The organism is Sorangium sp. So ce204 (assembly GCF_051526795.1).
GTDB lineage: Bacteria > Myxococcota_A > Polyangia > Polyangiales > Polyangiaceae > Sorangium > Sorangium cellulosum_B.
The window spans coordinates 6,169,311-6,192,884 of the sequence record NZ_CP150317.1 but is presented as its reverse complement, the minus strand read 5'-3'; the positions used below and the strand labels follow the sequence as shown (position 1 = coordinate 6,192,884).

At 71.1% G+C, this 23,574-nt stretch carries 19 protein-coding genes; 13 read left to right on the top strand and 6 right to left on the bottom strand.

Annotated features, from left to right (window positions below; translation table 11 throughout):
* Window positions 1–47: 47 nt before the first annotated feature.
* The gene (gene pyrE / locus WMF22_RS23020) at window positions 48–641 is read right to left on the bottom strand and encodes an orotate phosphoribosyltransferase (protein WP_438037047.1); all 594 of its coding nucleotides are present in this window, start codon (window positions 639–641) and stop codon (window positions 48–50) included.
* A 676-nt stretch (window positions 642–1,317) separates the two neighbouring features.
* Here pyrE and cas2 point away from each other — a divergent pair.
* A complete protein-coding gene (gene cas2, locus WMF22_RS23015) occupies window positions 1,318–1,611 on the top strand; it encodes a CRISPR-associated endonuclease Cas2 (RefSeq protein WP_438037046.1) in 294 nt (97 codons plus the stop codon).
* Window positions 1,612–1,680: 69 nt separating this feature from the next.
* Here cas2 and WMF22_RS23010 read toward each other — a convergent pair whose 3' ends face one another.
* The gene (locus WMF22_RS23010) at window positions 1,681–2,016 is read right to left on the bottom strand and encodes a hypothetical protein (protein ID WP_438037045.1); all 336 of its coding nucleotides are present in this window, start codon (window positions 2,014–2,016) and stop codon (window positions 1,681–1,683) included.
* Window positions 2,017–2,320: 304 nt separating this feature from the next.
* Here WMF22_RS23010 and WMF22_RS23005 point away from each other — a divergent pair, with 304 nt between their 5' ends.
* On the top strand, window positions 2,321–3,415 hold the full coding sequence (locus tag WMF22_RS23005; RefSeq protein ID WP_438037276.1) for a transposase: 1,095 nt from the start codon (window positions 2,321–2,323) through the stop codon (window positions 3,413–3,415).
* A 109-nt stretch (window positions 3,416–3,524) separates the two neighbouring features.
* Here the strand turns inward: WMF22_RS23005 and WMF22_RS23000 are convergent, their stop codons facing one another.
* The 3 genes from WMF22_RS23000 to WMF22_RS22990 form a co-directional block, all read right to left on the bottom strand.
* Entirely contained in the window at window positions 3,525–7,022 is a 3,498-nt protein-coding gene (locus tag WMF22_RS23000; protein WP_438037044.1) for a kelch repeat-containing protein, read from the bottom strand.
* 601 nt (window positions 7,023–7,623) lie between these two features.
* Entirely contained in the window at window positions 7,624–9,321 is a 1,698-nt protein-coding gene (locus WMF22_RS22995; protein ID WP_438037043.1) for an AAA family ATPase, read from the bottom strand.
* 101 nt (window positions 9,322–9,422) lie between these two features.
* Window positions 9,423–10,199 carry a tetratricopeptide repeat protein gene (locus WMF22_RS22990; RefSeq protein ID WP_438037042.1) on the bottom strand — a complete coding sequence of 259 codons (777 nt, stop codon included), beginning with the start codon at window positions 10,197–10,199 and terminating at the stop codon, window positions 9,423–9,425.
* A 58-nt stretch (window positions 10,200–10,257) separates the two neighbouring features.
* Between WMF22_RS22990 and WMF22_RS22985 the strand changes: the two genes are divergently transcribed.
* From WMF22_RS22985 to WMF22_RS22975, 3 genes are all read left to right on the top strand, one after another.
* Window positions 10,258–11,541, top strand: coding sequence for a glycoside hydrolase family 1 protein (locus WMF22_RS22985; protein ID WP_437301231.1), 1,284 nt, complete (start codon window positions 10,258–10,260; stop codon window positions 11,539–11,541).
* Window positions 11,542–11,567: 26 nt separating this feature from the next.
* Window positions 11,568–13,397 carry a radical SAM protein gene (locus tag WMF22_RS22980; RefSeq protein WP_437301230.1) on the top strand — a complete coding sequence of 610 codons (1,830 nt, stop codon included), beginning with the start codon at window positions 11,568–11,570 and terminating at the stop codon, window positions 13,395–13,397.
* 62 nt (window positions 13,398–13,459) lie between these two features.
* The gene (locus tag WMF22_RS22975; protein ID WP_438037041.1) at window positions 13,460–14,278 is read left to right on the top strand and encodes a HugZ family protein; all 819 of its coding nucleotides are present in this window, start codon (window positions 13,460–13,462) and stop codon (window positions 14,276–14,278) included.
* 74 nt (window positions 14,279–14,352) lie between these two features.
* Here WMF22_RS22975 and WMF22_RS22970 read toward each other — a convergent pair whose 3' ends face one another.
* Complete coding sequence (locus tag WMF22_RS22970) at window positions 14,353–15,642, bottom strand: PAS domain S-box protein (RefSeq protein ID WP_438037040.1); 1,290 nt, start codon at window positions 15,640–15,642, stop codon at window positions 14,353–14,355.
* A 309-nt stretch (window positions 15,643–15,951) separates the two neighbouring features.
* Here WMF22_RS22970 and WMF22_RS22965 point away from each other — a divergent pair, with 309 nt between their 5' ends.
* The 8 genes from WMF22_RS22965 to WMF22_RS22930 are packed head-to-tail and all read left to right on the top strand — an operon-like array spanning window position 15,952 to window position 23,562.
* Complete coding sequence (locus WMF22_RS22965; protein WP_437301227.1) at window positions 15,952–17,082, top strand: lysylphosphatidylglycerol synthase domain-containing protein; 1,131 nt, start codon at window positions 15,952–15,954, stop codon at window positions 17,080–17,082.
* A gap of 49 nt (window positions 17,083–17,131) precedes the next feature.
* On the top strand, window positions 17,132–18,211 hold the full coding sequence (locus WMF22_RS22960; protein WP_438037039.1) for a hypothetical protein: 1,080 nt from the start codon (window positions 17,132–17,134) through the stop codon (window positions 18,209–18,211).
* Window positions 18,208–19,020 (top strand): cytidylyltransferase domain-containing protein, encoded by an 813-nt coding sequence (locus WMF22_RS22955; protein WP_438037038.1) that lies wholly within the window; start codon window positions 18,208–18,210, stop codon window positions 19,018–19,020. The genes WMF22_RS22960 and WMF22_RS22955 overlap by 4 nt, the downstream gene beginning before the upstream one ends.
* On the top strand, window positions 19,017–19,883 hold the full coding sequence (locus tag WMF22_RS22950; RefSeq protein ID WP_438037037.1) for a transketolase: 867 nt from the start codon (window positions 19,017–19,019) through the stop codon (window positions 19,881–19,883). Before WMF22_RS22955 ends, WMF22_RS22950 begins: the two co-directional genes overlap by 4 nt.
* Entirely contained in the window at window positions 19,883–20,821 is a 939-nt protein-coding gene (locus WMF22_RS22945; protein ID WP_437301223.1) for a transketolase family protein, read from the top strand. Before WMF22_RS22950 ends, WMF22_RS22945 begins: the two co-directional genes overlap by 1 nt.
* Before the next feature lie 16 nt (window positions 20,822–20,837).
* Window positions 20,838–22,217: an aminotransferase class III-fold pyridoxal phosphate-dependent enzyme gene (locus tag WMF22_RS22940; protein WP_437301222.1), complete on the top strand. Its 1,380-nt coding sequence runs from the start codon at window positions 20,838–20,840 to the stop codon at window positions 22,215–22,217.
* A 9-nt stretch (window positions 22,218–22,226) separates the two neighbouring features.
* Window positions 22,227–23,036, top strand: a complete 810-nt coding sequence (locus WMF22_RS22935; protein WP_438037036.1) for an SDR family oxidoreductase — start codon at window positions 22,227–22,229, stop codon at window positions 23,034–23,036.
* 13 nt (window positions 23,037–23,049) lie between these two features.
* The gene (locus WMF22_RS22930; RefSeq protein WP_437301220.1) at window positions 23,050–23,562 is read left to right on the top strand and encodes a KdsC family phosphatase; all 513 of its coding nucleotides are present in this window, start codon (window positions 23,050–23,052) and stop codon (window positions 23,560–23,562) included.
* Window positions 23,563–23,574: the final 12 nt, after the last annotated feature.

The following is a 23,574-nucleotide window of genomic DNA, read 5'->3' as shown; positions in this document are numbered from 1 at the left end:
GGTCGTTGCGGCAGAAAACTTCTTATCTAATTCGTCCCGAATGATCCTTACACGGTCAAGCGTGAGACCTTTTGCTGAGCTTCCCATTCGGCTCGCACCTCAGACTTCGTAAATACAGGCTTGATCGGTATCTCAGGTCCTACCTCTTGTCGTATATTTTCAAGGCCGCCCTGCTCGCGATCAACGAGCACGATCACCTGAACAATGTGGAGACCACCGTCACGACATTTGCGTATGGCCTCGATCGTAGAGCCGCCGGTTGTCACGACATCATCGACAATCGCCACGTCGACGCCTTGACGCACGGAGCCCTCGATCATCTTTTTTCGCCCGTGCTCCTTGCGGTCTTTCCTGACGCTGAACCACACTAGCGGGCGCGCAGCTTCGGCACTGGCGTAGGATGCAGCTATCGCAATGGGGTCCGCCCCCATCGTCAGACCTCCCAGAGCAGTCACACGGGGGTCGATCATGTCCAAGAGCGCGCGGCCGAGCGCTGGGAGCGCCTCCGCCTGACTGAGAGCCTGCTTACAATCCAGGTACTCGTCGCTGATCGCGCCGGACGCGAGCTTGAAGCCGCCGGGCTTGTACGCGTACGCGTGCTTTGCCAACAATTTCAGTAGCTTTCGCTTATGATCGTGCATCGGTACTTCCATCCGGTCGGTTCGTCTCGATTCGGAACGCGCACCGTAGTGTACCCCGGATCGTAGGTTCAAGACTCGGCGTTCGAAGTTTGTGGTCTAGATATCGTCCACAGCGGATCGTTTCGTCGTAGGCGTACGGCCTCAGCCATGCGGGCTGTCCATGCTGTATCGGCGCTCACATGGCGCGGCTATTTCGCATCGCCTGGCGGGTCGTCAAACAAGCGCAACTGAGCCGCACCCCCGGCTTCGGCCTCCAGGCGAACAGATCAAGCTGGCCGGTCGACTCGGCGGTGGCGGGGGCATGCTGCTGCTGCGGCGCTGCGGAAGCGGTCGTTGTGGCGACCGCGACGGGCGGCGGCTGCGGAGCGGTGGTCGCTGACGGCGCGGAGCCGCCCCTGTCCCCTCCGGGTCTGCGCACAGTGTCGCACCGAGGCCACGGGTCAACTTCGAACTTGACTGGGCAGACAGCTCGGCGTAAAATAGTCCCGGGATGGCTGCGTGCGCCTCTTGACAGAGGCGCGGCTTTCGGCCATCCTCTGGCCACGGAAGCCGCGCGCCCCGGAGGAACCGACCCCTCAGTCAGCGGGCGCCTCCGCGCGCCGTCATGGCGCCGCCTGCGCTCTCGGCGTCAAGAAAAGGCTTCCGCACGGCCCCTCACGGGCGGGAGATAGCAACCATGACCGTTCTTCTCGTTTCCTACGATGTGCGCGAACCTGGCGACAGCAACAAGCGAGATAAACTGCTAGAGACCATCAAGTCATACAACGAAAGGCACGTTCAAGTATCCGAGTCTAGCTACGCGATATACACGAACGAATCGCCGCGCGACGTGCACGGCAGGCTGGCTATGTTTATCGACCGCAGCCGTGACACTCTAGCTGTCATTCGGCTTGATAAACCGTATGAAATGTCTTCGCATAGTGAAGAATTGCTTAGGTGGATGACTCACTATCTCGGCCATCTGTCGTAGCGGAGCCAGCGTCGGGTTGCTCGGAACAAATCGTTCTCCCGGGGCCGCGCGCGACCGGGTTGGTAATGGTCAATCTTGACCAACCGGCTCGTCGTCGTCTTGACGGCTGAGCTCGTCCTTAAGCCTCGCCCGCAGCGTCGCCTCACCCTCTATCTCCCACCCATTCCGCGTGAGGATATCGAGGCGGAGAAGGTACACCCATGGGATATGTCTATATGCACTGTCTTTGATTATGTCCTCGCGCAGGTAGACGTCCACCTCGCCGCGGTCCGCGACGTACTCGACGCGCTCCACGCACCGATAGCAATCCGCCATCAAGTACCCGCCCACGGCAGGCACCTTCGCCAGCTCCACGTGTTTCGTAATGGTGTGGCCGGCGTTCTCCAGGATGAGCCGTGCTCGCATGGGCGCCCCTACCACGGGCCCGCAGCGCTCCGACCGCGCTCGCGCGCCATCGCGCGAAAGGCCCTTCAAACAGGCTGCAAACGCGCACGGCGGCTGCGACATACCCCGTCCTGTCGGCATCTCCCGCGCACTGATCCGAGCGGTTTTCCTCGACAAAAACGCTATAATCAGAGGACCTTAGACGAAAACGCCCCGCTCTCAGCTGCGAACTGGGAGCAGGGCGGCAGAAGCCGAGCGGTGCGACCCGTCCGACGTCCTAGCAGACCGGATCGTGGGCCCTCCGCTGGGGGAAGGCAAGGGTCCCGTGGCGAACGTGCTCCCGGCGGAGAAGCGCCTGCGTGTGCTCGCGGCGCTCGTAGACGGCAACAGCGTGCGCGCGACCGAGCGCATGACCGGCGTCCAGCAGAAGACCATCCGACGCTTCGCGCTGGCCCTGGGGCAGGGTGCGGAGCGCCTCCACAACCGGATGGTGCGGGACCTTCGATGCGTCCTCGTCCAGGTCGACGAGATCTGGGGCTACGTGCAGAAGAAGCAGTCCCGCGTGACCGAGGCCGACCCGCCCGGCGTGGGCGAGGCGTACACCTTCGTTGCGATGGACACGCTGTCGAGGCTGGTGATCGCCTACCGCGTCGGCAAGCGCGACCAGGCGACGACGGACGCCTTCATCGAGGACCTCCGGGCTCGCATGCTGGTGATGCCCCAGCTGACCAGCGACGGCTTCGCGCCGTACATCCCCGCCGTGGGCAGGTCGTTCGGCACGTCGATTGACTACATGCAGACGGTGAAGAACTACCGCTCTGGCAGCCGCGGGCGTCGCGACGACGATCACCGCTACGAGCCGCCGCGTGACCCCTTCATCACGAAGTCTACGGTCTACGGCGCGCCAGACGCGAAGAAGGCGTCGACCGCGTACGTGGAGAGGTTGAACGGCACCACGCGACACCAGAACGGGCGGATGCGGCGTCTGTGCCTGGCCTTCTCCAAGCGCATCGAGCATCACCGCGCGTCGGTCGCGCTGGTGTACGCCTACTACAACCTCTGTCACGTCGTGAAGACGCTTCGGGTCACACCGGCGGTGCAGGCCGGCATCACCGACCACGTGTGGGGCCTGGACGAGCTCCTGGAGACGCTCCTGACCGAGGGAGAGACGGACGCCCCCGAGGCGCAGCCGCTCGCTCATCGCGAGCCCTCCGCACCGGCGAGGCCGCTCCCGGGCGGTCGCGGGTTCCTGCGCCTCGTGACGGAGCCGACGCCCGCGTTGAAGCAGCGCCGTAAGAGCGAGCCGCCGCCTCCGGCGTCGCCTCCGGTCCAGGCTGCGCCACCTCCGCCGCCTGACCCGCCGCGACGGCCGGTCCAGCTCGATCTGTTCGATCTCGGCGAGCCGCCCACCGAGGACTGAGCGCGTGATCGGGTGCGGTCATTTGCTCGCCAACCGCGGTCATTTGGGCAAATGACCGCACTACCGCTGAGCTGGCCCAGGGAAACCGTCGGCGGTGCCGGAGGGCAGCTCAGCTGCCCCGGAAGACCGCTGGCGGTTGGGGTAGGGTAGCCGAAGCTGGATCTGCCTTGCGCCACGCGCCAGCGCGCCCCGAGCGACTCCGGCTCCACTGGAGCAAGAGCAGCAATCCGAAGGCTACCCACGGGGCCTTGGATGTCGAAGTCATGCCCGGCCCCACCTTGCATCCGCTACCAGCGCTCGGATCCGTGCCTCCGCTCGCGTCGCCGCCTCCGCCCCCGTCCCCCCCTCCACCGCTCGTGTACCCGCCGCCGTCCGCGCCGCCGGCGCCGGCTCCGCTGCTGACGTCCGCGCCGCCGGCGCCGGCTCCGCTGCTGACGTCCGCGCCGCCGGCGCCGGCTCCGCTGCTGACGTCCGCGCCGCCGGCGCCGGCTCCGCTGCTGACGTCCGCGCCGCCGGCGCCGGCTCCGCTGCTGACGTCCGCGCCGCCGGCGCCGGCTCCGCCGGTACCAGCTGGACTGCACGCGCCGTTCGTGCACGTGCCGCCGGAGCAAACCGTGCCATCGGGCTTGAGCGGAGAGGTGCACATCCCGGTCGCTGGGTCGCACGTGCCCGGTTCATGACAATCGTCCAGCGCCGGGCAGCCCACCGGGTCGGCGCCCGTGCAGACGCCTGCCTGGCACGTGTCGCTCTGGGTGCAGCCGTTGCCATCGTCGCAGGAGCTCCCCGTCAACAAGGCGCAGGTGCCGTCCGAAGCGGCGCCCGCCGCCACGGAGCAGGCGTCGCAGGGGCCGGCGTCGCAGGCGGTGTCGCAGCAGACACCATCGGCGCAGAAGCCGCTCTGGCAATCGGGGCCAGAAGCGCAGGCGCTACCCTGCGGCGACGCCGGAGGAGGCGTGTACAGCTCTGCGCCTGTCAGGCTTTCAAGGGCCCGCTCGTCGCCGCCCGTCACCAGCACCTCGCCGCTCCCGAGCAGCGTCGCGGCATGCCAGGAGCGGCTCTGGCGCATGGCGCCCGCCGACGACCAGGCGTTCATCGCTGGGTTATAGAGCTCCGCGCTCAGCAGGATGCCCTCATAACCGCCGCCGCCTGCCACGAGGACCTTCCCGCTGCGAAGCAACGTCGCGGTGTGTCCGCCGCGTGGCTGGGCCATCGGGGCGGCCGGAGACCAGGTGTTGGTCGCCGGGTCGTACAGTTCCGCGCTCGCAGGAGCGCCGTCCATTGCGCCGGCTCCGCCAGCTACGAGGACCTTGCCGTTGCCGAGCAGCGTCGCGGTGTGCTCGGTGCGGGGCTGGGCCATCGGGGCGGCCGGAGACCAGGTGTTGGTCGCCGGGTCGTACAGCTCCGCGCTCGACAGTCGACCTCTGAAGTCGCCGCCTGCCACGAGGACCTTGCCGTTGCCGAGCAGCGTCGCCGTGTGGCCAACGCGCCCCTCGCTCGTCGCGCCGGCCGAGGACCAGGTGCTGGTCGCCGGGTCGTACAGCTCCGCGCTCAGGGGATCATCGGAGCTACCGCCGACGACCAGGACCATGCCGCTGCCGAGCAGCGTCGCGGTGTGCCCCTCGCGGCTTTCGCTCATCGACGCGGCCGGAGACCAGGTGTTGGTCGCCGGGTCGTACAGCTCCGCGCTCGACAGTGTACCTATGAGATAACCGCCGGCGACCAGGACCTTGCCGCTGCTGAGCAGCGTCGCGGTGTGATAGGAGCGGGACTCTTTCATCCGGCTGGCCAGGGACCATGTTCTCGTCGCCGGGTCGTACAGCTCCGCGCTGATGGCGGTGGCGCTAGAATCGTCCTCCCCGCCCGCCACCAGCACGCTGCCGCTCCCGAGCAGCGTCGCGGTGTGGTCGGCGCGACGCTCGCTCATCGCGCCGGCCGAGGACCACGTGCTTATCGCCGGGTCGTACAGCTCGACGCCTGCCGACTCGTACGCTCCGCCGCCTATCACCAAGATTTCACCGCTCCCGAGCAGCGTCGCGGTGTGATCGGCGCGGGGCTGACTCATGGCATCGACCAGCGACCACCTCCCGGTCTCCGGGTCGTACAGCTCCTGGCTCGCCGTGGCGCCCTCATCGCCTCTGCCGCCCGCCACCAGGACCTTGCCGCTGCCGAGCAGCGTCGCCGTGTGCCCGCTGCGGGGGCGCATCGAGCGGGCCGAAGACCACGTATTCGTCGCCGGGTCGTACAGCTCCGCGCTCCCCGCGTAGCCCCAGATCCCGTAGCCCCCCGCCACCAGCACCTTGCCGCTGCCGAGCAGCGTCGCGCTGGGCCAATCACGGCCCTCGCGCATCGAGCCGGTCGGAGACCAGGTGTCGGTCGCCGGGTCGTACAGCTCCGCGCTCTGCGAGTCATTGGATCCACCGCCGGCGACCAGCACCTTGCCGCTGCCGAGCAGCGTCGCGGCATGAGAGCTGCGGGCATCCAGCATGGAAGCGGCCGGAGACCAGGTGTTGGTCGCCGGGTCGTACAGCTCCGCGTTCGCCTGGATGGCCGTGGTCGTGTCGGTATTGTCCAGGCCGCCCGCCACCAGGACCTTGCCGTCGCCGAGCAGCGTCGCCGTGTGCCAGTGGTGCGCGTGGCTCATCGCGCCGGCCGGAGACCAGGTATTCGTCTCCGGGTCGTAGAGCTCCGCGCTCGCCAGATAGCGGTAACCGCCACCATCGCCGCCCGCCACCAGGACCTTGCCGCTCCCGAGCAGCGTCGCCGTGTGATCGTGGCGCCCCTGGACCATCGTGCCGGCCGGGGACCAGGTGTTGGTCGCCGGGTCGTACAGCTCCGCGCTTGCCAGAGCACCCGTGCCGTCGCTCCCGCCCGCCACGAGCACCTTGCCGTCCTGGAGCAACGTCGCGGTGTGAAGAGAGCGACCCTGGATCATCGGGGCGGCGCTCACCCACAGCGGATCGATCAGCACCGCCTCGCCGTCCGCATCGACATGAAGCTCGATCTTCACCCCGCTTCCCACGAGCCGCGCCCTCACCTCGCGGCCCCCTTCGGCGTACGCCGCAGGCGCGGTCACCGAGAGCCGGACCACCCCGCGCGCGTCGGCCACCTCGATGGCCTCGCCCCGCTGCCGCACGTCCCCCTCCTCGATCTCCCACGAGGCAACCGCCGCTCCGGCGCGCACCGCGCTCGCCTCGAGGTGCAACCACTCCTCCACGCCGCCCGGGGCCGCTGTCCAGAACGAGGTGCCCCCCACACGCGGATACGCCACCGCCCGCTCGGCCAGCGCGCCCTCGCCCTGGGCGCCGATCTCCCGCACCCGCACCTCGACGCCGCCGAACCCGCGCAGGCGGATCACCTCCCGGCCGTCGCGGGGCAAGGCGACCTCCACCCCGTGCCGGGCAGTCCGCCCCTCCGGCGCCTGCAACGCAAAGCCCGCCCCGGTGGCGACGAAGCCGTCGCCTCGCTCCAGCGCCAGGGCCGCCTGCGCCGGAAAGCGCTGCTGCAGCACGCTCGCCCGCTCCCATGCCGGCGCCTCGGGAGCGCCGCCGCAGCCGACGGCAACGCCGGGCCCCAGGGCGATGACGAGGGCAAAAATGAGGAGCAACAAGCGGCATCGCGAGCGGCTGGAGTCGCTCTTCGGGCCGGAGCCGCCGCCATCCTGCGATCCCTCAGCGCCCCTGTGGCTCCCTTGTCGCGCCATCACCACGCCTCGCGTCCCCCTGTGGGGTCGCGCTGCGCTGCTGCAGCGACCCGCGGCAAGCCATCCTTTGATCGAAACCCCGGTCAACAGCACACTGGTCTTCGCCGCCCCCACGCCCTGCCCGCTTTTGGTGTTCATCAAAGATGCCCTCGCACTCTATCCATACAGCGTTACAGCCGCTGCGGCATCGCGTTTGACGCGCTGACGTCGGATGGATTCCCCGAAGCGATCGGCCTGGAGCACGAGAAGGCACCCACCACGGAGACTGCCCAGCATACCTAGAACACATTGGAACATCCTTCGGTGCCCCACTCCTGGGCGATCCGCGGCGCGAGGATGTCGTACCCGCGGATTGGGTGTGCGCCAGCGCTCCCTCGGCGCTCAGGCGCTCCGGGAGAGCGCCGCTCCAGCGTTTGGCGTGCGCGACGGCTGCATGATCGTGGTCATCGCCCGGCCTGGTGCGGCAGCAAATTGTCCGGCCCTTGAAGAATCCGCGGGCGCTGCGCGCTTATCCCGGCGCTTCCGCTCGCACCCGGACGACCTTCCCATCGAACGCGACCGCCAGCGCATGGACCGGCGCAGCCCCGCTCGCGCGCAGCTCGGCGGCGTAGTCGCGCGCCCGGATCTGCGCCAGCGCCTCGTCGAGCGCCTGCTCGAGGCTGACCCGCGGCGCGCGGGCGACCTTGAGCTCGAGCACGACGCCAGGCCGGCCCGGCTGCGCCGGCCGGATCATCACGTCGGGCCGCCCTTGCCCGGATTCGCGGTTGGAACGCACCTGATGGCCCGGCTCGAGCGCCGCGAGCAGGCCGGCGACGAAGCCGTGATAGACCGCCTCCGGATCGACCGTCGTCGCGTCGTGGTACGAGAGCACGCCGGCGACGAACGCCTGGAGCTCCGCTTCGAACCCCGCGGCGTCGCCCGAGAGGAGCGCGGCGAGGAGCCGTTGCATGCTGCTGCCTTGCCGCCTGAGCCGCGCCTCCGCCCAGCGGCGGAACGTGCCCGTGTAGAGCAGCCGCACCTCGCGGTTCGGGATCTTCAAAGCGTGCGCTGGCTGCTCCCCGTGGCCGCGCGAGCGCTTCTCGGCGCGCAGGTATCCGGAGAAGACCAGCAGCCCGAACAGCGCATCTTCGTTCTGCGCGAGGTCGCCGATGGCCACGTTCTCCTCGAGCACGCGTTCGAGCTCGCCTCCCTCCATCAAGACCTCCAGCGCGGGCTGCAGCGTCACGGCGTGCTCCTCAATCACCTTCTGGATGAGATCGTTGGAGCTCGTGCCGAGCCAGAACGGGAGCGGATCCTGGTCTTGCCCTTCGAGGAAGCTGAGGATCGACCAGGGGTTGTAGATGACGGCGCCGCCGAAGTCGTACCCGTTGTACCAGGCGCGGATCACCTCCAGCAGGCTGCGCCGCCCCGCCTTCTCGAGCAGCGCCTCCACCTCGGCCTCCGTGAACCCGAAGCAGGTGTTGAAGTCCGATCGGAGGAGCGAATAGGCGACCACGTTGTTGAGCCCGGAGAAGATGCTCTCGCGCGCCACCCGGAGGATGCCGGTAAGGACGGCCCTGTGGAGGTGCGGATTGCCCTTGAGCCCCTCGGTGAGGAACGTGCGTACGAAGTCGAGGATCCGCGGGGCATAACCGTGCAGATACCCGGCGTGGATGGGCTCGTCGTACTCGTCGATGAGCATCACGACGCGCTCGCCATGGAGGCGATGGAGGTGGCTCGACAGATCCAGGAGCGCCCGACCATAAACGGCCTCGGACGCCGTGCCGTCCAGCACTTCCTTGTAGCGGCGCTGCTCCACCTCCCCGAGCTGACCGCTGTCGAGCACGTGGCGGTGCTGGTTGTAGAGCTCGACGATCTTCTCTCGCAGGGCCGCCCAGCAGCGCTCGAACGTCTCCTGTTTCGCTCCCTTCAGCGTCAGGTAGATGACGGGATACCGCTGGAAGTGCTCGCGATAGCGCTCTCCGGCCCGCCATACCGAGAGATCTTCGAACAGGTGGGACAGGTCCTCCTGCCGCTTCTCGAAGAACCAGCGCAGCATCGATAAATTCAGTGTCTTTCCGAACCGCCGGGGGCGGGGGAGGAGGACGACCTCGACGCCCCCCTTGTCGATGAGCTCCAGGATGAGGTGGGACTTGTCGACGTACTCCAGCCCGGACTCGCGGAGCTTTCGGAAGTCGTCGATGCCGAGCGGGACGCGGAGGGACATGGGATTGCAGCCGTATGCGGCCCGTCCGACAGGAGGTCAAGCGAGCCGCGCCGCTGGCCGCGCCCCGTGCCCGATACGGCCGCCGGGCCGGCGTCGTGCCGTCACCGCCCTTCGCGCCGCCGATCCGCCGCGCTCCCCCGCGCAGGCGCCGCGGCGTGCCGCGCGAGCGCGCGCCGGACCGGGCCGCGATCGGCGCCCCCGGCGCGCACCGGATCGGCCTCGCCGACAAGCACCGACAGCGCGCGCGCCTGCGTCGCCGCCGCGGCCGCGAGGGTGCGATCGCCTCCCCGCGCGGCGAGCGCCGAGAGCCGCCGCGCGACGCCGAGCGCCGCCGGCAGCGCGCCCGCCGCCACGTAGGCGGCCGCGAGCTCCTGGAGCAGCTCGCCGTCGTCGCCGCGGAGCGCCGCCGCCGCTTCCAGGTCGGCGATCGCCTCCTCGCGCCGCCCCTCGCGCGACCGCAGCGCCGCCCGGGCGCGGTGGCCCTCGACGAAGCCGCTCACGTGGTCCAGCCCCACGGTGTACGCGCGCTCCGCCTCGCGCGGATCGCCCGCCCGCTCGTACAGCGCGCCCAGCCCGAGGTACGCCGGGCCGTAGGTCGCGTCGAAGCGGACCGCCTCCAGGTACCGCCGCAGCGCCACGTCGGCCTCGCCGGCCGCGGCGCGGGCCTCGGCCTGGCGCGTCAGCTCGGCGGCCTGGGCCGTCGCCCAGCCGACCCCGTCCGCCCGGGCCGGCGCGGCCCCGTGCAGCAGCGCCGCGGCGAGCGAGGCGGCGGCGAGGGCGCGCGCTCGCGCGCTGTTTCGGGGGCGCGCGCCCCCCGCATCTACGCACCGCGCCGCGCACACACGGCCGAGCGTACCGGCGCCCGGCCCCCCGGGCAATCGGACGGCTGCTCCGGAAGGCAGCCGCCCGGCGCGAGTTCGCGTAGGATGCGCGCTCATGGGTGAGGATCTGCGCTTCCCGGACGGGTTCCTGTTCGGCACTGCCGCCTCCGCCACACAGGTCGAGGGGCACTGCGCGCAGAGCGACTGGGCCGCGTTCGCGCGCGAGCCGGGGCGCGTCCGCGGCGGCGACACGCCGGACGACGCGTGCGACCAGCTGCACCGCTTCCGCGAGGACGTCGCGCTCCAGGCGCGGCTCTGTATGGGGGCGCACCGGCTCTCCATCGAGTGGGCCCGCGTCGAGCGGGAGCCGGGCGAGTTCGATCCGGCCACGTGGGACCACTACCGGGACGTGCTCGGCGCGCACCGGGACGCCGGGATCACCCCGATGGTCACCGTCCATCACGTCACCTTGCCGCGCTGGGTCGCGCAGCGGGGCGGCCTGCTCTCGCAGGAGCTGCCGGCGCTCCTCTCGCGCTTCGCCGAGCGCGCCGTCGAGGCGCTCGGCGACCTGTGCCAGCTCTGGGTCACCATCAACGAGCCCAACATGCTCGCCCTGCAGGCCCACCTGCTCGGCGTCTGGCCGCCGGCGCGGAGCTCGCCCGTCGAGGCGGTGCGCGCCCACCAGAACCTCTTCCGCGCCCACGCCGCCATGTACCGCGCCATGCACGAGGCCGCGGGCCGGCGCGGGCACTCCATCTCGGTCGGCGTCGCGCACCACCTGCGCGTCATCGAGCCGGAGCGGTTCGGGCGGCTCGCCGACCGCATGTGGGCGGCCCTCTTCGAGCGGCTGTTCAACGACGCGTTCGCGCGCGCCGTCTGCGACAGCGGCCTGCACGACTTCTTCGGCGTGAACTACTACAGCCGCGATCTCGTCCGCTTCTCGGCGGCGCACGCGCGCGCGGGGTTCCTCCGGCGGCTCGTCCCCGAGGGGGCGGAGGTCAGCGATCTCGGCTGGGAGATCTACCCGGAGGGGCTCGGCTACGTGCTCGACGCCTGGTGGCCCCGCGCCCGGGTCCCGATCTACATCACGGAGAACGGCATCGCCGACGCCGACGACGACCAGCGCCCGCGGTTCCTCGTGGGACACCTCGCGGAGGTCGCGCGGGCCATCGAGCGCGGCGTCGACGTGCGCGGGTACATGCACTGGTCGCTGCTCGACGGCTTCGAGTGGGCCGAGGGGTACGCCCCGCGCTTCGGGCTCGTCGAGGTCGACCGCGTGACCCAGGAGCGCAGCCCGCGGCCGAGCGCCGAGCTCTACGCCCGGATCGCGCGCGCGCGCCGCATCGAGGCAGACGGCCCCGGCGGCGCACAGCGCGAGCGCGGCGCCGCGCCCGCGTGACGGACGGCACCGGAAAGACAGGAACGATGCGCATCGCGCTGCTCTACCCACCGCCCTGGAAGATCCCCGCGCCCGGGGAGGCGCCCGACACGAGCGGCGACGGCCCGCCGGCCGAGTACCGCGAGGGCGACCTCGACCCGGACTTCCACCAGACCCCGTACGGGCTCTTCTCGCTGGGCGCGCAGGCCCTCCGCGCGGGTCACCAGGTGAAGGTGCTGAACCTCTCGTCGTACCCGTTCTCGCAGGTCGAGCGGGTCGTGCGCGAGCTCGGCGCGGACGTGTTCGGCCTGTCGTGCTGGACCGCCAACCGGCGCGGCGTGGCGCTCACCGCGCGGTGCATCCGGCGGCTCCACCCCGGCGCGCACATCGTCGTCGGCGGGCCGCACGCGACCCCGCTCGCGGCCGAGATGCTGCGGCACCACCCCGAGATCGACACGGTGACGCTCGGCGAGAGCGAGCACTCGTTCCTCGAGCTCCTCGAGCGCCTCGAGGCCGGCCGGCCCGCGCTCGGCGTCCCCGGCACGGCGTACCGCGTCGACGGCCGGGTCGAGCTCGGCCCGCCCCGGCCCGCGATCGAGGAGCTCGACGCGCTCGCGTCGCCGCACGACCACTTCGCCACGCACATCGTGATGACCTCGCGCGGCTGCGCCTGGGCGTGCACGTTCTGCGGGGCCGAGGCGACCTGGGGCCGCGGCTTCCGGGGCCAGTCGGTGCCCTACGTGCTCGACTCCATCGAGGCCGCCGTGGCGAAGCTGCCGGTGAAGATGGTCCAGATCAAGGACGACACCTTCACGACGAACCGCAAGCGCGTCATCGAGATCTGCCGCGGCATCCGCGATCGGAAGATCTCTTTCCTGTGGAGCTGCGACACGCGCGTCGACGTGCTCGGCGAGGAGCTGCTCCGCGAGATGCGCCTCGCCGGCTGCCAGCGCCTGAGCCTCGGCGTCGAGTCGGGCTCGCCGTCCATCCTGAAGAACATCGACAAGAAGATCACGGTCAAGAAGATCATCGAGTCGACCGAGCTCGCGAAGAAGTACGGGATCCAGGTCCGCTACTACATGATGCTGGGCAACCGCGGCGAGACGGCGGAGACGTTCCGGGAGACGCTCGCGTTCCTGGAGGCGGCGAGGCCGCACCAGTACATCTTCTCGTGCCTGTCCATCTATCCCGGCACGCGCGACTTCGACGACGCCGAGGCGGCCGGCTGGCTGGAGCGCGACGTCTATTTCCGCGGCGACTTCCAGGAGCTCAAGACGCCGTTCGACGCCTCGGAGGAGGACACGGCGCTGATGAGCGCCTGGTTCGAGAAGAACAAGGGGCTGCGCGAGCTCTACCGCGAGGGGGTGGGGGAGCGCCTGGCGATCCTCGAGCGGCTCGGCGATCACCACGCGGCGCACCTGGAGCTCGGCGTCGCCTACCTCGACGCGGGGCAGCTCGACCTCGCGGAGCGGCACGCCGCGCGCGCGCTGGAGCTCGGCCATCCGCTGCCGGGGCTCGCGCTCAACGCGCTCGCGTGCGTCGCGGCGGGCCGGCGCGACTGGCAGGCGATGCAGGACCACTTCACGGCGGCCGCGAAGCGCGACCCGCAGCACGCCGTGCTCATCCGCAACGTGCAGGCGGCGCGCGCGTGGTTCGCGAAGGGCGGGCCTGGCAAGGGGCTCCCGCTCGATCTCGTCGCCCGCTGCGACTTTCAGCTCCTGGAGCGGACGGCGCAGCCGGCGCTCCCCGGGCCGCTCCCGGAGGACTTCGCCGTGTGGCCGCAGGCCGTGGCGCGGCCGGCGCCGCCGCGCGCGGCCGAGGCCGCCGCCCGCGACGCAGCGGCGCAGCGCGGGCGGCTCCGGGTGCTGCCGTCGTAGCGCCGGGCGGCGCGGCGCCGCCTCGGTTCCTCCGGCCCTCCCGGCGTGCTACCCGCCCTGCCATGTCGAGGAGCACAGACCACGGCCGCCCCGGCGCCGGCGCGGAGCCGGCGGCGGATCCACCTCTCCAGGGCGCGAAGGCGCCGAGCCACGCCGAGCGCTGCCGCACGCTGGCGCAGCGGGCCCGCGCCGCCACGCTGTGCACGCTCGCGCGGGATCCCGCCGGCTATCCGTACGGCTCGCTCGTCGCCGTCACCGTGGACGCGCACGGGCGCCCGCTGCTGCTGCTCTCGGCGCTCGCCGAGCACACGGGCAACCTCAAGGTCCGCGCCGAGGCGTCGCTGCTCCTCGCCGAGCCCGCCGAGGGCCTGGCCGACCCGCTCGCGCTCGGCCGGATGACCCTGATCGGCCCGTGCCGCCCCCTCGAAGGCGCGGAGGCGGCCGCCGCCCGGGCGAGGTTCCTCGCGACGCACCCGCGTGCGTCGTACTACGTGGATTTCACGGACTTTTCTTTCTACCGGCTCGACCCGGTGTCGATCCGCTACGTCGGCGGCTTCGGCCGCATGTCCTGGGTCGAGGCCGACGCGTACGCGGCCGCCGAGCCCGATCCGCTCGCGGCCGACGCCGCGGGCATCCTCGAGCACATGAACACCGATCACGCCGACGCGGTCCTCGCGTACGCGAAGGTCCTCGCCGGCATCAAGGACGCCACCGGCGCCACGATGACCTCCGTCGATCGTTACGGCTTCGAGCTCGACGTCATCACGCCGGCGGGGCCGAAGGCGACGCGCCTCCCGTTCGACGCGCCGGTCTCGACGATGGACGAGGTGCGGAAGGCGATGGTGGCGCTGGTGCGCGAGGCGCGCGGCCGCACCGCCTAGCGGCGCGCCGCGCGGGCGCCGTCCACCCCTGGGGGGCACAACTTGCGAGAGCCGGGCAGGATCTCCGCAGCCCGTCACCCGTCGCGGCGCCGCGGGCCGCTCGACCTCTTCCCGCCGCGGCGCGAGCGCCCCAGCGCGTGGTGGAGCCCGCTCTGGAGCGAGCTCAGCGTGACGATCTCCCGGAGGTCGATGCCGATGCCCACCATCGTCTGCGCCACCTCGGGGCCGACGCCTGTGAGGATGACCTCCGCGCCGAGCAGCTTGACCGCCTGGGCCGCCCTGATCAGCGAGTCCGCGATCTCGGCGTCCACCATCGGCACGCCGGTGACGTCGAGGATGACCGTGGCCGCGCGCTGCGCCACCACCCCCTGGAGCAAGCGCTCCAGCAGCTGCTCGATGCGCACCCGGTCGAGCCGCCCGACGAGGGGCATCACCAGGATCCCCGCGTCGAGCGGGATGAGCGGCGTCGAGAGCTCCCGGATCGTCGCCTCCTGCGCGTCGATCATCTGCGCTTGAAGCGCCGCGCGCTCCGCCTCGGCCCGCCGGAGCTCGGTCACGTCGTAGCCCTCGGCGATCAGGAGGACGCTCTGGCCCAGCGTGTCGAGGATCGGCTTCATCTTGAGGTCGAGCGTCGCCACGCGCCCGCCGGGCCCGTGGATCTTCACCTCGCACGACGACGGCTCGCCCGAAGCTGCCCGGCGGACGCACTCCCTGATCCGCTCCCCTGCGCTCGCTCCGCCGACCCAGAACGGCGCCTGCCAGAGCGGCCCGCCGCGCGCTTCGCCCGGCCGCGCTCCGGTGAAATCGGCCATCGTCCGGTTGCGCTCGATCAGGTCCCCGTCCGGGGTGAGCAGGCCGATGAACATCGAGGTCTCGTCGAAGATCGCCCGGAACTTCTGCTCGCTCTCGCGCAGCGCCTGCTCGCGCTTCAGCTGCTCCGTGAGGGGGCGCGAGAAGGCCGAGAAGAACTGCTCATCACCGCTCTGGACGAGGTGAGAGCTCACCTCGACGTCGATCAGGTGGCCGTCCTTGTGGCGGTGCCTCGCGAGGAAGCGGAGCGACCCCTTGGCCTTGATCTCCTCGATGACCATGACGACCTCGTGCGGCGGCCGCGGGTCGATCTGGCCGATGTGCATCGTCAGGAGCTCGCTCCGGTCGTATCCCACGATGCCGGCGAAGGATGGATTGCAGTCGAGGATCTCGCCGTTCATCCCGACGACGTGGAACCCCTCGCCGGCCGCCTGCAGGATCAGCCGCGTCCGCTCCTCCTGGCGTTCCAGCTGCTCATGGAGCCTGTCGATCTCCTTGCGCAAGCCGGCGTTCTCCACCCGGAGCCGCTCGATGCTGTCCTGATCGGTCTCCACGTTCGCTCTTCCTTCCATGCTTCCGGCCGCCCCCTCCCACCCCGCCGAGGAGCCGCTCGCCCCTCCAGCGCGTCTCCAACGAACAAGGAAGATAGCCGATCGCGGCGTCACGCCGCGTGCTCGTCGGTCGGCTGTCCGAGCGCGCCGGGCGCGCTCGACCGGAGCGGACGAGCTCGACGCACCGCCGTGCTTGTCGCGGCGTGTCGCGGCAGCGTTGCGCCCATGACATCAGCGCGCGACGCGCCTGCGCGATACGAGCATGCGCCCTCGACCATTGGCCCTCGACCGGCGCCGGAGCGCGATCGTGCGATGACCCTCCTTGCCCGTGACGCCCACGATGAGCCGCTCCCCGGGGCGCGAGCCCGCCCCGGCGCGGGCTCCGTCGCGCTGAGGTGGCTCGGCGTCGCCGTCGCGGCGGCGGCGCTCTGGAGCACGCTGCGCGGCGCGGATCTCCCGAGCGTGGCGGCGCTCATCGCCTCGGTGGGAGCGCCGATGATGGCGCTCGCCCTGGTCCCCAACCTCGTCGCGCGGCTATTCCAGGCCGAGGCGAGCCGGCGCGTCTTCGACACGTGCCACCCCGCGTCCGGGCGGCCCGCGCCGTTCTCCCGGTATCTCGCGCTCACGCTGTCGACCGAGGCGCTCAACATGAGCGTCCCCGCAGGCGCTGCCCTCTCCGAGTCGGTCACGTTCTACCTGCTGCACCGGTGGTGCGGGATCCCCGGGCCGCAGGGCGTCGCCGGCATCGCGGCGCGCAGGGCGCTGATCGTGCTCGCGAACGCCGCGTACGTGGCGATCGCCCTCGCGCTCGGCTTCGGCCACCTGGAGCGCGCCTCGAGCCCCCTGATCGGCGGGCCGGGGCTCCCGTGGCTCGTGGTCCTCTCGGGGCTCGGCCTGCTCGCCGCGGCGCTCGCGCTCGCGGGCGCGCTCCTCTCGGGCACGGTCGCGTCGCGGGTCTTCGCGTGGCTCAAGCGGCTGCCCGGCCAGCGCGTGAGGGCCTATATCGAGGCGAGGGCGGCGGCCTTCTCCGCGACCGACCGCCACGCGGCCGCGCTCGGCGAGCGCCGCGGCGCGCTCGCGGCGGCGGCGCTGCTGCTGCTCGGGATGTGGCTCGCCGAGGGGGCGGAGACCTACTTCTTCCTCCGGCTGCTCGGGGTCGACGTCTCGCTCCCCGAGGTCCTCTCGTTCGAGGTCGTCCTCGCGCTCCTCCGCGCGGCCGCCTTCATGGTGCCTGCCGGGCTCGGCGTGCAGGACGCCGGCTACGTCGCCTTCCTGACCGCGCTCGGCGTGCCCGCCGCCGCCACGGTGGGCGCCGCCTTCGTCCTCATCAAGCGAGCCAAGGAGCTCGTGTGGATAGCGCTCGGCCTGCTCGTGTTCTTCGGCGGCCGGGCGGCCTTCCGCCCGGCGCCCGCCCCCATGACAGGGAGCGAGGCGACGAGATGATGAGACGGTGTGGTGATGAGATGACGAGATCCTAAAGTGACGAGGTGAGATGATGTCGAGAAGCAAGGCGCTGTTCATCTGTGGATCCATCAACCAGACGACGCAGATGCACCAGATCGCCCGGGAGCTCCCCGAGGTCGACGCGTACTTCACCCCGTATTACGGCGATCGCGACGTCGAGCTCTTGAGGAGGCTCGGCGCGCTCGAGGGCACGATCGGCGGCAACAAGCTGCGCGGCCGCTGCCTCGACTACCTCCGGGAGCACGGCCTCCCGGTCGACGACGGGGGCCGGCGGGGCGACTACGACCTCGTCCTCCACTGCTCCGATCTCGTGTGGCCGAGCAACATCACCGGGAAGAACGTGGTGCTCGTCCAGGAGGGGATGACCGATCCGGAGAGCATCCTCTTCCCGCTCGTCAAGCGGCTGCCGTCCCTGCCGCGGTGGCTCGCGGGCACCTCGGCCACCGGCCTCAGCGACCGGTACACGCGCTTCTGCGTGGCGAGCCCGGGCTACCGCGACCTCTTCGTCCGCCGCGGCGTCCGGCCGGAGAAGATCGTCGTCACCGGGATACCGAACTTCGACGACTGCACGCGTTACCGCGACAACAACTTCCCCTTCAGGCACTACGTGCTCGTCTGTACATCGGACATCCGCGAGGTGTTCTGGTACGAGGATCGCGAGAAGTTCATCCGCAAGGCCCGCTCGATCGCCGCCGGGCGCCCGCTCCTGTTCAAGCTCCACCCGAACGAGAAGGTGTCGCGCGCGGTGGCCGAGATCTCGCGGTTCGCGCCCGAGGCGAGCGTCTTCACGGGCGGGTGCGCCGAGCACATGGTCGCCAACTGCGATGTGCTGATCTGCCAGTATTCCTCGCTGGCCCACGTCGGCCTCGCGCTCGGCAAGGAGGTCCACTCGTTCTTCGACCTCGACGAGCTCCGCCGGCTCTTGCCCCTCCAGCACGGGCGCGCCGCCAGGAACATCGCCGACGTGTGCCGCGCCCTGCTCGCGGGCGAGGGGCGCGCCGCGCGGGGGCCCTCCGCCGCGGCCGCCGCGCCGGCCGCCGCGCGGGGCCGCCGGCGCGGCATCCCGGCGCGCACAGCCGCCGGTGAGGCGGAGGAGGCGAGGGCGTGACCACGCTCGTCGTGATCCAGGCCCGCATGGGATCGAGCCGCCTGCCCGGCAAGGTGATGATGCCGCTCGCGGGCAGGCCGCTCCTCCAGCGCATAATCGCGCAGGTCGCCGCCGCGCGCTCGCCCTTCAAGCTCACCGTGGCGACCACGGTCGAGCCGGCCGACGACCCGATCGCCGCGCTCTGCGCTGCGATCGGCGTGCGGTGCTTCCGCGGCCACCCGACCGATCTGCTCGACCGCCATTACCACGCTGCCGTGCTCGCCGGCGCCGATATCGTCGTGAAGATCCCGTCGGACTGCCCGCTCATCGATCCGGACGTCATCGATCGTGTCCTCGCGTTCTTCCGCAGCACCGAGGGCCGCTACGATTACGTGAGCAACCTCCACCCCGCGACGTACCCCGACGGAAACGACGTCGAGGTCATGACCATCGCGGCGCTCGAGCAGGCGTTCCGCGAGGCGCGGCGCCCGCTCGAGCGCGAGCACACGACGCCGTTCCTCTGGGACAACCCGGGCCGCTTCCGGCTCGGCAACGTCACCTGGGAGACCAGGCTCGACGCCTCCATGTCTCACCGGTTCACGGTCGACTATCGGGAAGATTACGATTTCGTGAAGGCCGTTTACGAAGCGCTCTCCACCCCTCAGAATCCCATCGTGAGGCTCGGCCCCATCCTTGAGCTGCTCGCGGCGCGCCCGGACATCATGGCCATCAACGCGAGGTACGCGGGCGTCAACTGGTACAGGCACCACCTGGGCGAGCTCAGGACCGTTTCCGCCAGGGAGACGAGGGTGCCCGGAGACACCGCATGAACGAACTCGGCCCGTCCTGCCGCGCGGAGCTCGCCGCGCTCGCGCTCCGCGTCCGGGAGCACATCGTCCGGATGTCGGCGGACGGCGGCTGCTTCATCGGCGCCTCGCTGTCGTGCGCCGACATCCTCGTTTACCTCTATGCGCGCGTGCTCAGGATAGCGCCGGCGACAGCCGCGGATCCAGGGCGCGATTACTTCTTCCTCTCGAAGGGGCACGACGTCCCCGCGCTCTACGGCACCCTCGCGGAGCTCGGCTTCATCCCCAGGGCGCGCCTCGAGAACCACCTCAAGCCCTCGGATCGCATCTACTGGCACCCGAACCGCGCCGTCCCGGGGGTCGAGTTCCACTCCGGCTCTCTCGGACACCTGCTCTCGGTGGCGATCGGGGTCGCGCTCGACATCAAGCTCCGCGCCGAGGACGGCCGCGTCTACGTGCTGCTCGGCGACGGGGAGCTCGACGAGGGTTCGATCTGGGAGGCGTGCCTCGTGGCGCACGCCCAGGGGCTCGACAACCTCGTGGCGATCGTCGACAGGAACGGGTTCCAGGCCAACATGGCCACGGAGGATCTCCTCCCGCTCGAGCCGCTCGACGAGAAATTCAGGGCGTTCGGCTGGTCGGCGTCGACCTGCGACGGACACGACTTCTCCTCGCTCGCGGCGGCGCTCCGGGGCCTCCCGCGCGAGCCCGAGCGGCCGACGGCGATCATCGCGCGGACCGTCCGCGGCAAGGGGCTCCCCAGCATCGAGGGGCGCGCGGATCGCTGGTTCGTGAGCTTCACGCGCGCCGAGGTCGAGGCGCTGCTCGCGGAGCTCCACGGGGGCGGCCCGGCGGCGGTGACGTCCGAAGCGCGGATCGTGAGGTGATGAAGGTGCGTTACGAAGAGGCGCTCCTCGCGCTCTGTCAGGGCGACCCCCGGCTCGTGGTCATGACCGCCGAGAACCGCGCTGCGATCCGCGGCCTGCCCGGCCGCCTCGGCGGCCGGTTCATCGACGTCGGGATCTGCGAGCAGACGATGATCGGCGCCGCCGCCGGCCTCGCCCTCCGCGGGCGCGTCCCGATCGTGCACGCGCTCGCCACGTTCCTCGTGATGCGCGCCTTCGAGTTCATCCGCACCGACGTCGGGATCCCGGGACTGCCGGTGAAGCTCATCGGCGCGGTGCCGGGCTTCCTGTCGGAGGCGAACGGGCCGACGCACCAGGCGCTCGAGGACGTCGCGCTGATGCGCGGCGTGCCGGGAATGCAGGTGTTCTGCCCCGCCGACGAGGCGGAGCTCGTCGCCTGCCTCCCGCAGGTCGTCGCGAGCCCCGCGCCTTGCTACGCGCGCTTCACCGCCCTCCCGCCGCGCTCTCCGCACCCCGAGCCGCCCGCGATCGGCAGGGCGGAGGTCCTCTCGCAGGGGCGCGACGTCGCGATCCTCACGTACGGCTTGCTGGTCGGCGAGGCGCTCTCTGCAGCCGAGGCGCTCGCCGCGCGGGGGCTCTCGGCGCGCGTCGTGAACCTCCGATGGCTCAAGCCGATCGACGAGGACGCCGTGCTCGACGCGCTCGCCGGGGCGCGCCTCACCGTCCTCCTCGAGGACCACTTCACGACCGGCGGGCTCGCCTCGATCGTCGCGGAGCTCTGCCTCGCGCGCGGCGTCGCCGCGCCCGTCCTGCCGATCTCGCTCGGGGATCGCTGGTTCTCGCCCGCGCTGCTCGCCGACGTCCTCGAGGAGGAGGGCTTCACCGGCCGGCAGATCGCCGCCCGCGTGCTGGCCGAGCTCGACCGGCGATCGCCGCGCTCCGCGCCGCCTACCCGCTGAGCCGGAGAGAGAGCTCATGAGCCCTCCCACGCAAAGCCGACCCGATTCGAGCGGTCCGAGCCCGGCGGACGCGCCCCGCCCGCGGGCCGCGTCGTACCCCGACATCACCCGATCGACCGCGCTGTTCGAGCGCGCCCGCGGGCTCATCCCGGCGGGGACGCAGACGCTCGCCAAGGGCCCTGGGCAGTGGGTCCGCGGCGTCGCGCCGAAGTACCTCGTGCGCGGCCGGGGCGCGCGCGTCTGGGACGCGGACGGCAACGAGTTCATCGATCTCGTGATGGGCGTCGGGCCGATCTCGCTCGGGTACGCGTACCCTGCGGTGGATCGCGCCATCGCGGCGCAGCTCGCCGAGGGGATCACCTTCTCGCTCATGCACCCGCTCGAGGTCGAGGTGGCGGAGCTCGTGCGGGAGGTCGTCCCGGGCGCGGAGATGGTCCGGTTCAGCAAGACTGGCGCCGACGTCACGAGCGCCGCGGTGCGGCTCGCCCGCGCCTTCACCGGCCGCCGCAAGGTGCTGTGCTGCGGATACCACGGCTGGCACGACTGGTACATCGCCGTCACGGATCGGAGCGCGGGTATCCCGGGGGAGGCGAGGGATCTCACCTTCACCTTCCAGTACAACGACCTCTCGAGCGTCGAGGCGGCGCTCGACGGCGACGCCGCGTGTGTGATCCTCGAGCCTACCGTGTTCGAGGCGCCGGCTCCCGGGTTCCTCGAGGGCCTCGCCGCGCTCTGCCGGGAGCGCGGCGCGCTGCTCGTCTTCGACGAGATGTGGACGGGCTTCCGGCTCGCGCTCGGCGGCGCGCAGGAGCGCTTCGGGGTGAGGGCCGACCTCGCCTGCTTCTCCAAGGCGGTCGCGAACGGAATGCCGCTCTCGATCCTGACGGGGCGGCGCGACGTCATGCGCCTCTGCGAGAAGGACGTCTTCTTCTTCACCACCTTCGGCGGAGAGGCCCTGTCGCTCGCCGCCGCGAAGGCCACGATCGAGGAGATCCGCGACAGGGCCGTCCCCGAGCGGCTGGCCGAGCAGGGCAGGAAGCTGAAGGACGGTTACAACGACCTAGCCCGCGCGCTCGACATGCCGTACACCGCGTGCTCCGGGCCCGACTGCCGCTCGATCGTGACGTTCTCGGGCCCCGAGCCGCTCCTCATGAAGTCGCTCGTGCAGCAGGAGATGCTCGCGCGCGGCGTGCTCTGGGGCGGCTTCCACACGATGTGCTTCTCGCACACCGACGAGGACGTGGCGCGCGTGCTCGGGGCTTATGGAGAGGTCCTTCCCATGCTCAAGGACGCCGTTACCCGCGGCGACGTCGCCGCGCGCCTCAGGGGCGAGCCGGTCGAGCCGGTCTTCAGGAAGACCCACAACTTCCACCTCAAGCCGAGGCCCGTGGGCTGAGGAGATCCGATGAGCACCACCGTTGCTTTCTCCCTCGATGGCCGCGTGGCCATCGTCACCGGCGCCCTCGGGCTGCTCGGGAGGCACCATTGCCGCGCGCTGCGGGACGCGGGCGCCCGCGTGATCGCCGCGGATCTCGACCACGCGGCGTGCGAGCGCTTCGCCGCCGAGGAGGGGCTCGCGGCGGGGCTGGGGGTCGACATCACGCGCCGGGCCGCGGTCGAGCGCCTCACCGACGCGGCGCTCGCGCGGTTCGATCGCATCGACGTGCTCGTGAACAACGCCGCGGTGAACGACAAGTTCGAGAGCCCCGCTGCCTCGGCCGAGCTCTCCCGGTTCGAGAGCTACCCGATCGAGCTCTGGCAGCGCGCGCTCGACGTCAACGTGACGGGCACGTTCCTGTGCTGCCAGGTGATCGGCGCGCACATGGCCCGGCGGCGGCGAGGGAGCATCGTGAACATCGCTTCCACCTATGGCGTCGTGGCGCCGGACCAGTCGATTTACCGGCGCCCCGACGGGACGCAGTCGTTCTACAAATCGCCCGCTTACCCTGCGACCAAGGGGGCCGTGCTCTCGCTGACGCGCTTCGCGGCGGCCTACTGGGGCGCGAACGGGGTGCGGGTCAACGCGATCTCGCCCGGCGGCGTGGAGGCCGGGCAAGAGGGGTATTTCATCGAGAACTACGCGCGCAAGACGCCGCTCGGCCGGATGGCGAAGCCGGACGACATCGCGGGGGCGCTCCTGTACCTCGCGAGCGACGCCTCGAGCTACGTGACGGGCGTGAACCTGCTCGTCGACGGCGGCTTCACGGCGTGGTGAGGCGGGCGCTCCGATGATCGAGCTCCCCGAGGCCGAGCTGCGCCTGCGGGCGCGCCGGATCCGGCTCGTCCTGACGGACTGCGATGGAGTCCTGACGGACACCGGCGTCTATTACTCGGAGCGCGGCGAGGAGCTGAAGCGCTTCTCCCTGCGCGACGGGATGGGCGTGGAGCGCCTCGCGACCGCCGGCGTCGCGTCGGCGATCGTCACGGGCGAGACGTCGCCGAGCGTGCGGCGGCGCGCGGACAAGCTCGGGATGCGGGTGTTCCTTGGCGTCCGCGACAAGGAGGGTCACCTCCCGGCGGTGCTGCGGGAGGCCGGGGTCGCGCGCGGCGAGGTCGCGTACATCGGCGACGACGTGAACGACCTGGGGATCATGCGGGCGGTCGCCGAGCAGGGCCTCACCGCCGCGCCCGCCGACGCCGTGGCCGCCGTCTTCTGCGCGGCGCACCGCCGGTGCGAGGCGCGCGGGGGACACGGGGCGTTCCGCGATTTCGCCGACTGGATACTCGAGCTCGCGTCGTGAGCCGGGCCTCGC

What these genes read in the sequence shown, in the direction of transcription:
- WMF22_RS22940 (WP_437301222.1), top strand. Translation starts at nt 20,838, where the DNA reads ATGAGCCCTCCCACGCAAAGCCGACCCGATTCGAGCGGTCCGAGCCCG.
- WMF22_RS22980 (WP_437301230.1), top strand. Translation starts at nt 11,568, where the DNA reads ATGCGCATCGCGCTGCTCTACCCACCGCCCTGGAAGATCCCCGCGCCC.
- WMF22_RS22950 (WP_438037037.1), top strand. Translation starts at nt 19,017, where the DNA reads ATGAACGAACTCGGCCCGTCCTGCCGCGCGGAGCTCGCCGCGCTCGCG.
- WMF22_RS22935 (WP_438037036.1), top strand. Translation starts at nt 22,227, where the DNA reads ATGAGCACCACCGTTGCTTTCTCCCTCGATGGCCGCGTGGCCATCGTC.
- pyrE (WP_438037047.1), bottom strand. Translation starts at nt 641, where the DNA reads ATGCACGATCATAAGCGAAAGCTACTGAAATTGTTGGCAAAGCACGCG.
- WMF22_RS22985 (WP_437301231.1), top strand. Translation starts at nt 10,258, where the DNA reads ATGGGTGAGGATCTGCGCTTCCCGGACGGGTTCCTGTTCGGCACTGCC.
- WMF22_RS22960 (WP_438037039.1), top strand. Translation starts at nt 17,132, where the DNA reads ATGATGTCGAGAAGCAAGGCGCTGTTCATCTGTGGATCCATCAACCAG.
- WMF22_RS23010 (WP_438037045.1), bottom strand. Translation starts at nt 2,016, where the DNA reads ATGCGAGCACGGCTCATCCTGGAGAACGCCGGCCACACCATTACGAAA.
- WMF22_RS22945 (WP_437301223.1), top strand. Translation starts at nt 19,883, where the DNA reads ATGAAGGTGCGTTACGAAGAGGCGCTCCTCGCGCTCTGTCAGGGCGAC.
- WMF22_RS22975 (WP_438037041.1), top strand. Translation starts at nt 13,460, where the DNA reads ATGTCGAGGAGCACAGACCACGGCCGCCCCGGCGCCGGCGCGGAGCCG.
- WMF22_RS22930 (WP_437301220.1), top strand. Translation starts at nt 23,050, where the DNA reads ATGATCGAGCTCCCCGAGGCCGAGCTGCGCCTGCGGGCGCGCCGGATC.
- WMF22_RS22965 (WP_437301227.1), top strand. Translation starts at nt 15,952, where the DNA reads ATGACCCTCCTTGCCCGTGACGCCCACGATGAGCCGCTCCCCGGGGCG.
- WMF22_RS22995 (WP_438037043.1), bottom strand. Translation starts at nt 9,321, where the DNA reads ATGTCCCTCCGCGTCCCGCTCGGCATCGACGACTTCCGAAAGCTCCGC.
- cas2 (WP_438037046.1), top strand. Translation starts at nt 1,318, where the DNA reads ATGACCGTTCTTCTCGTTTCCTACGATGTGCGCGAACCTGGCGACAGC.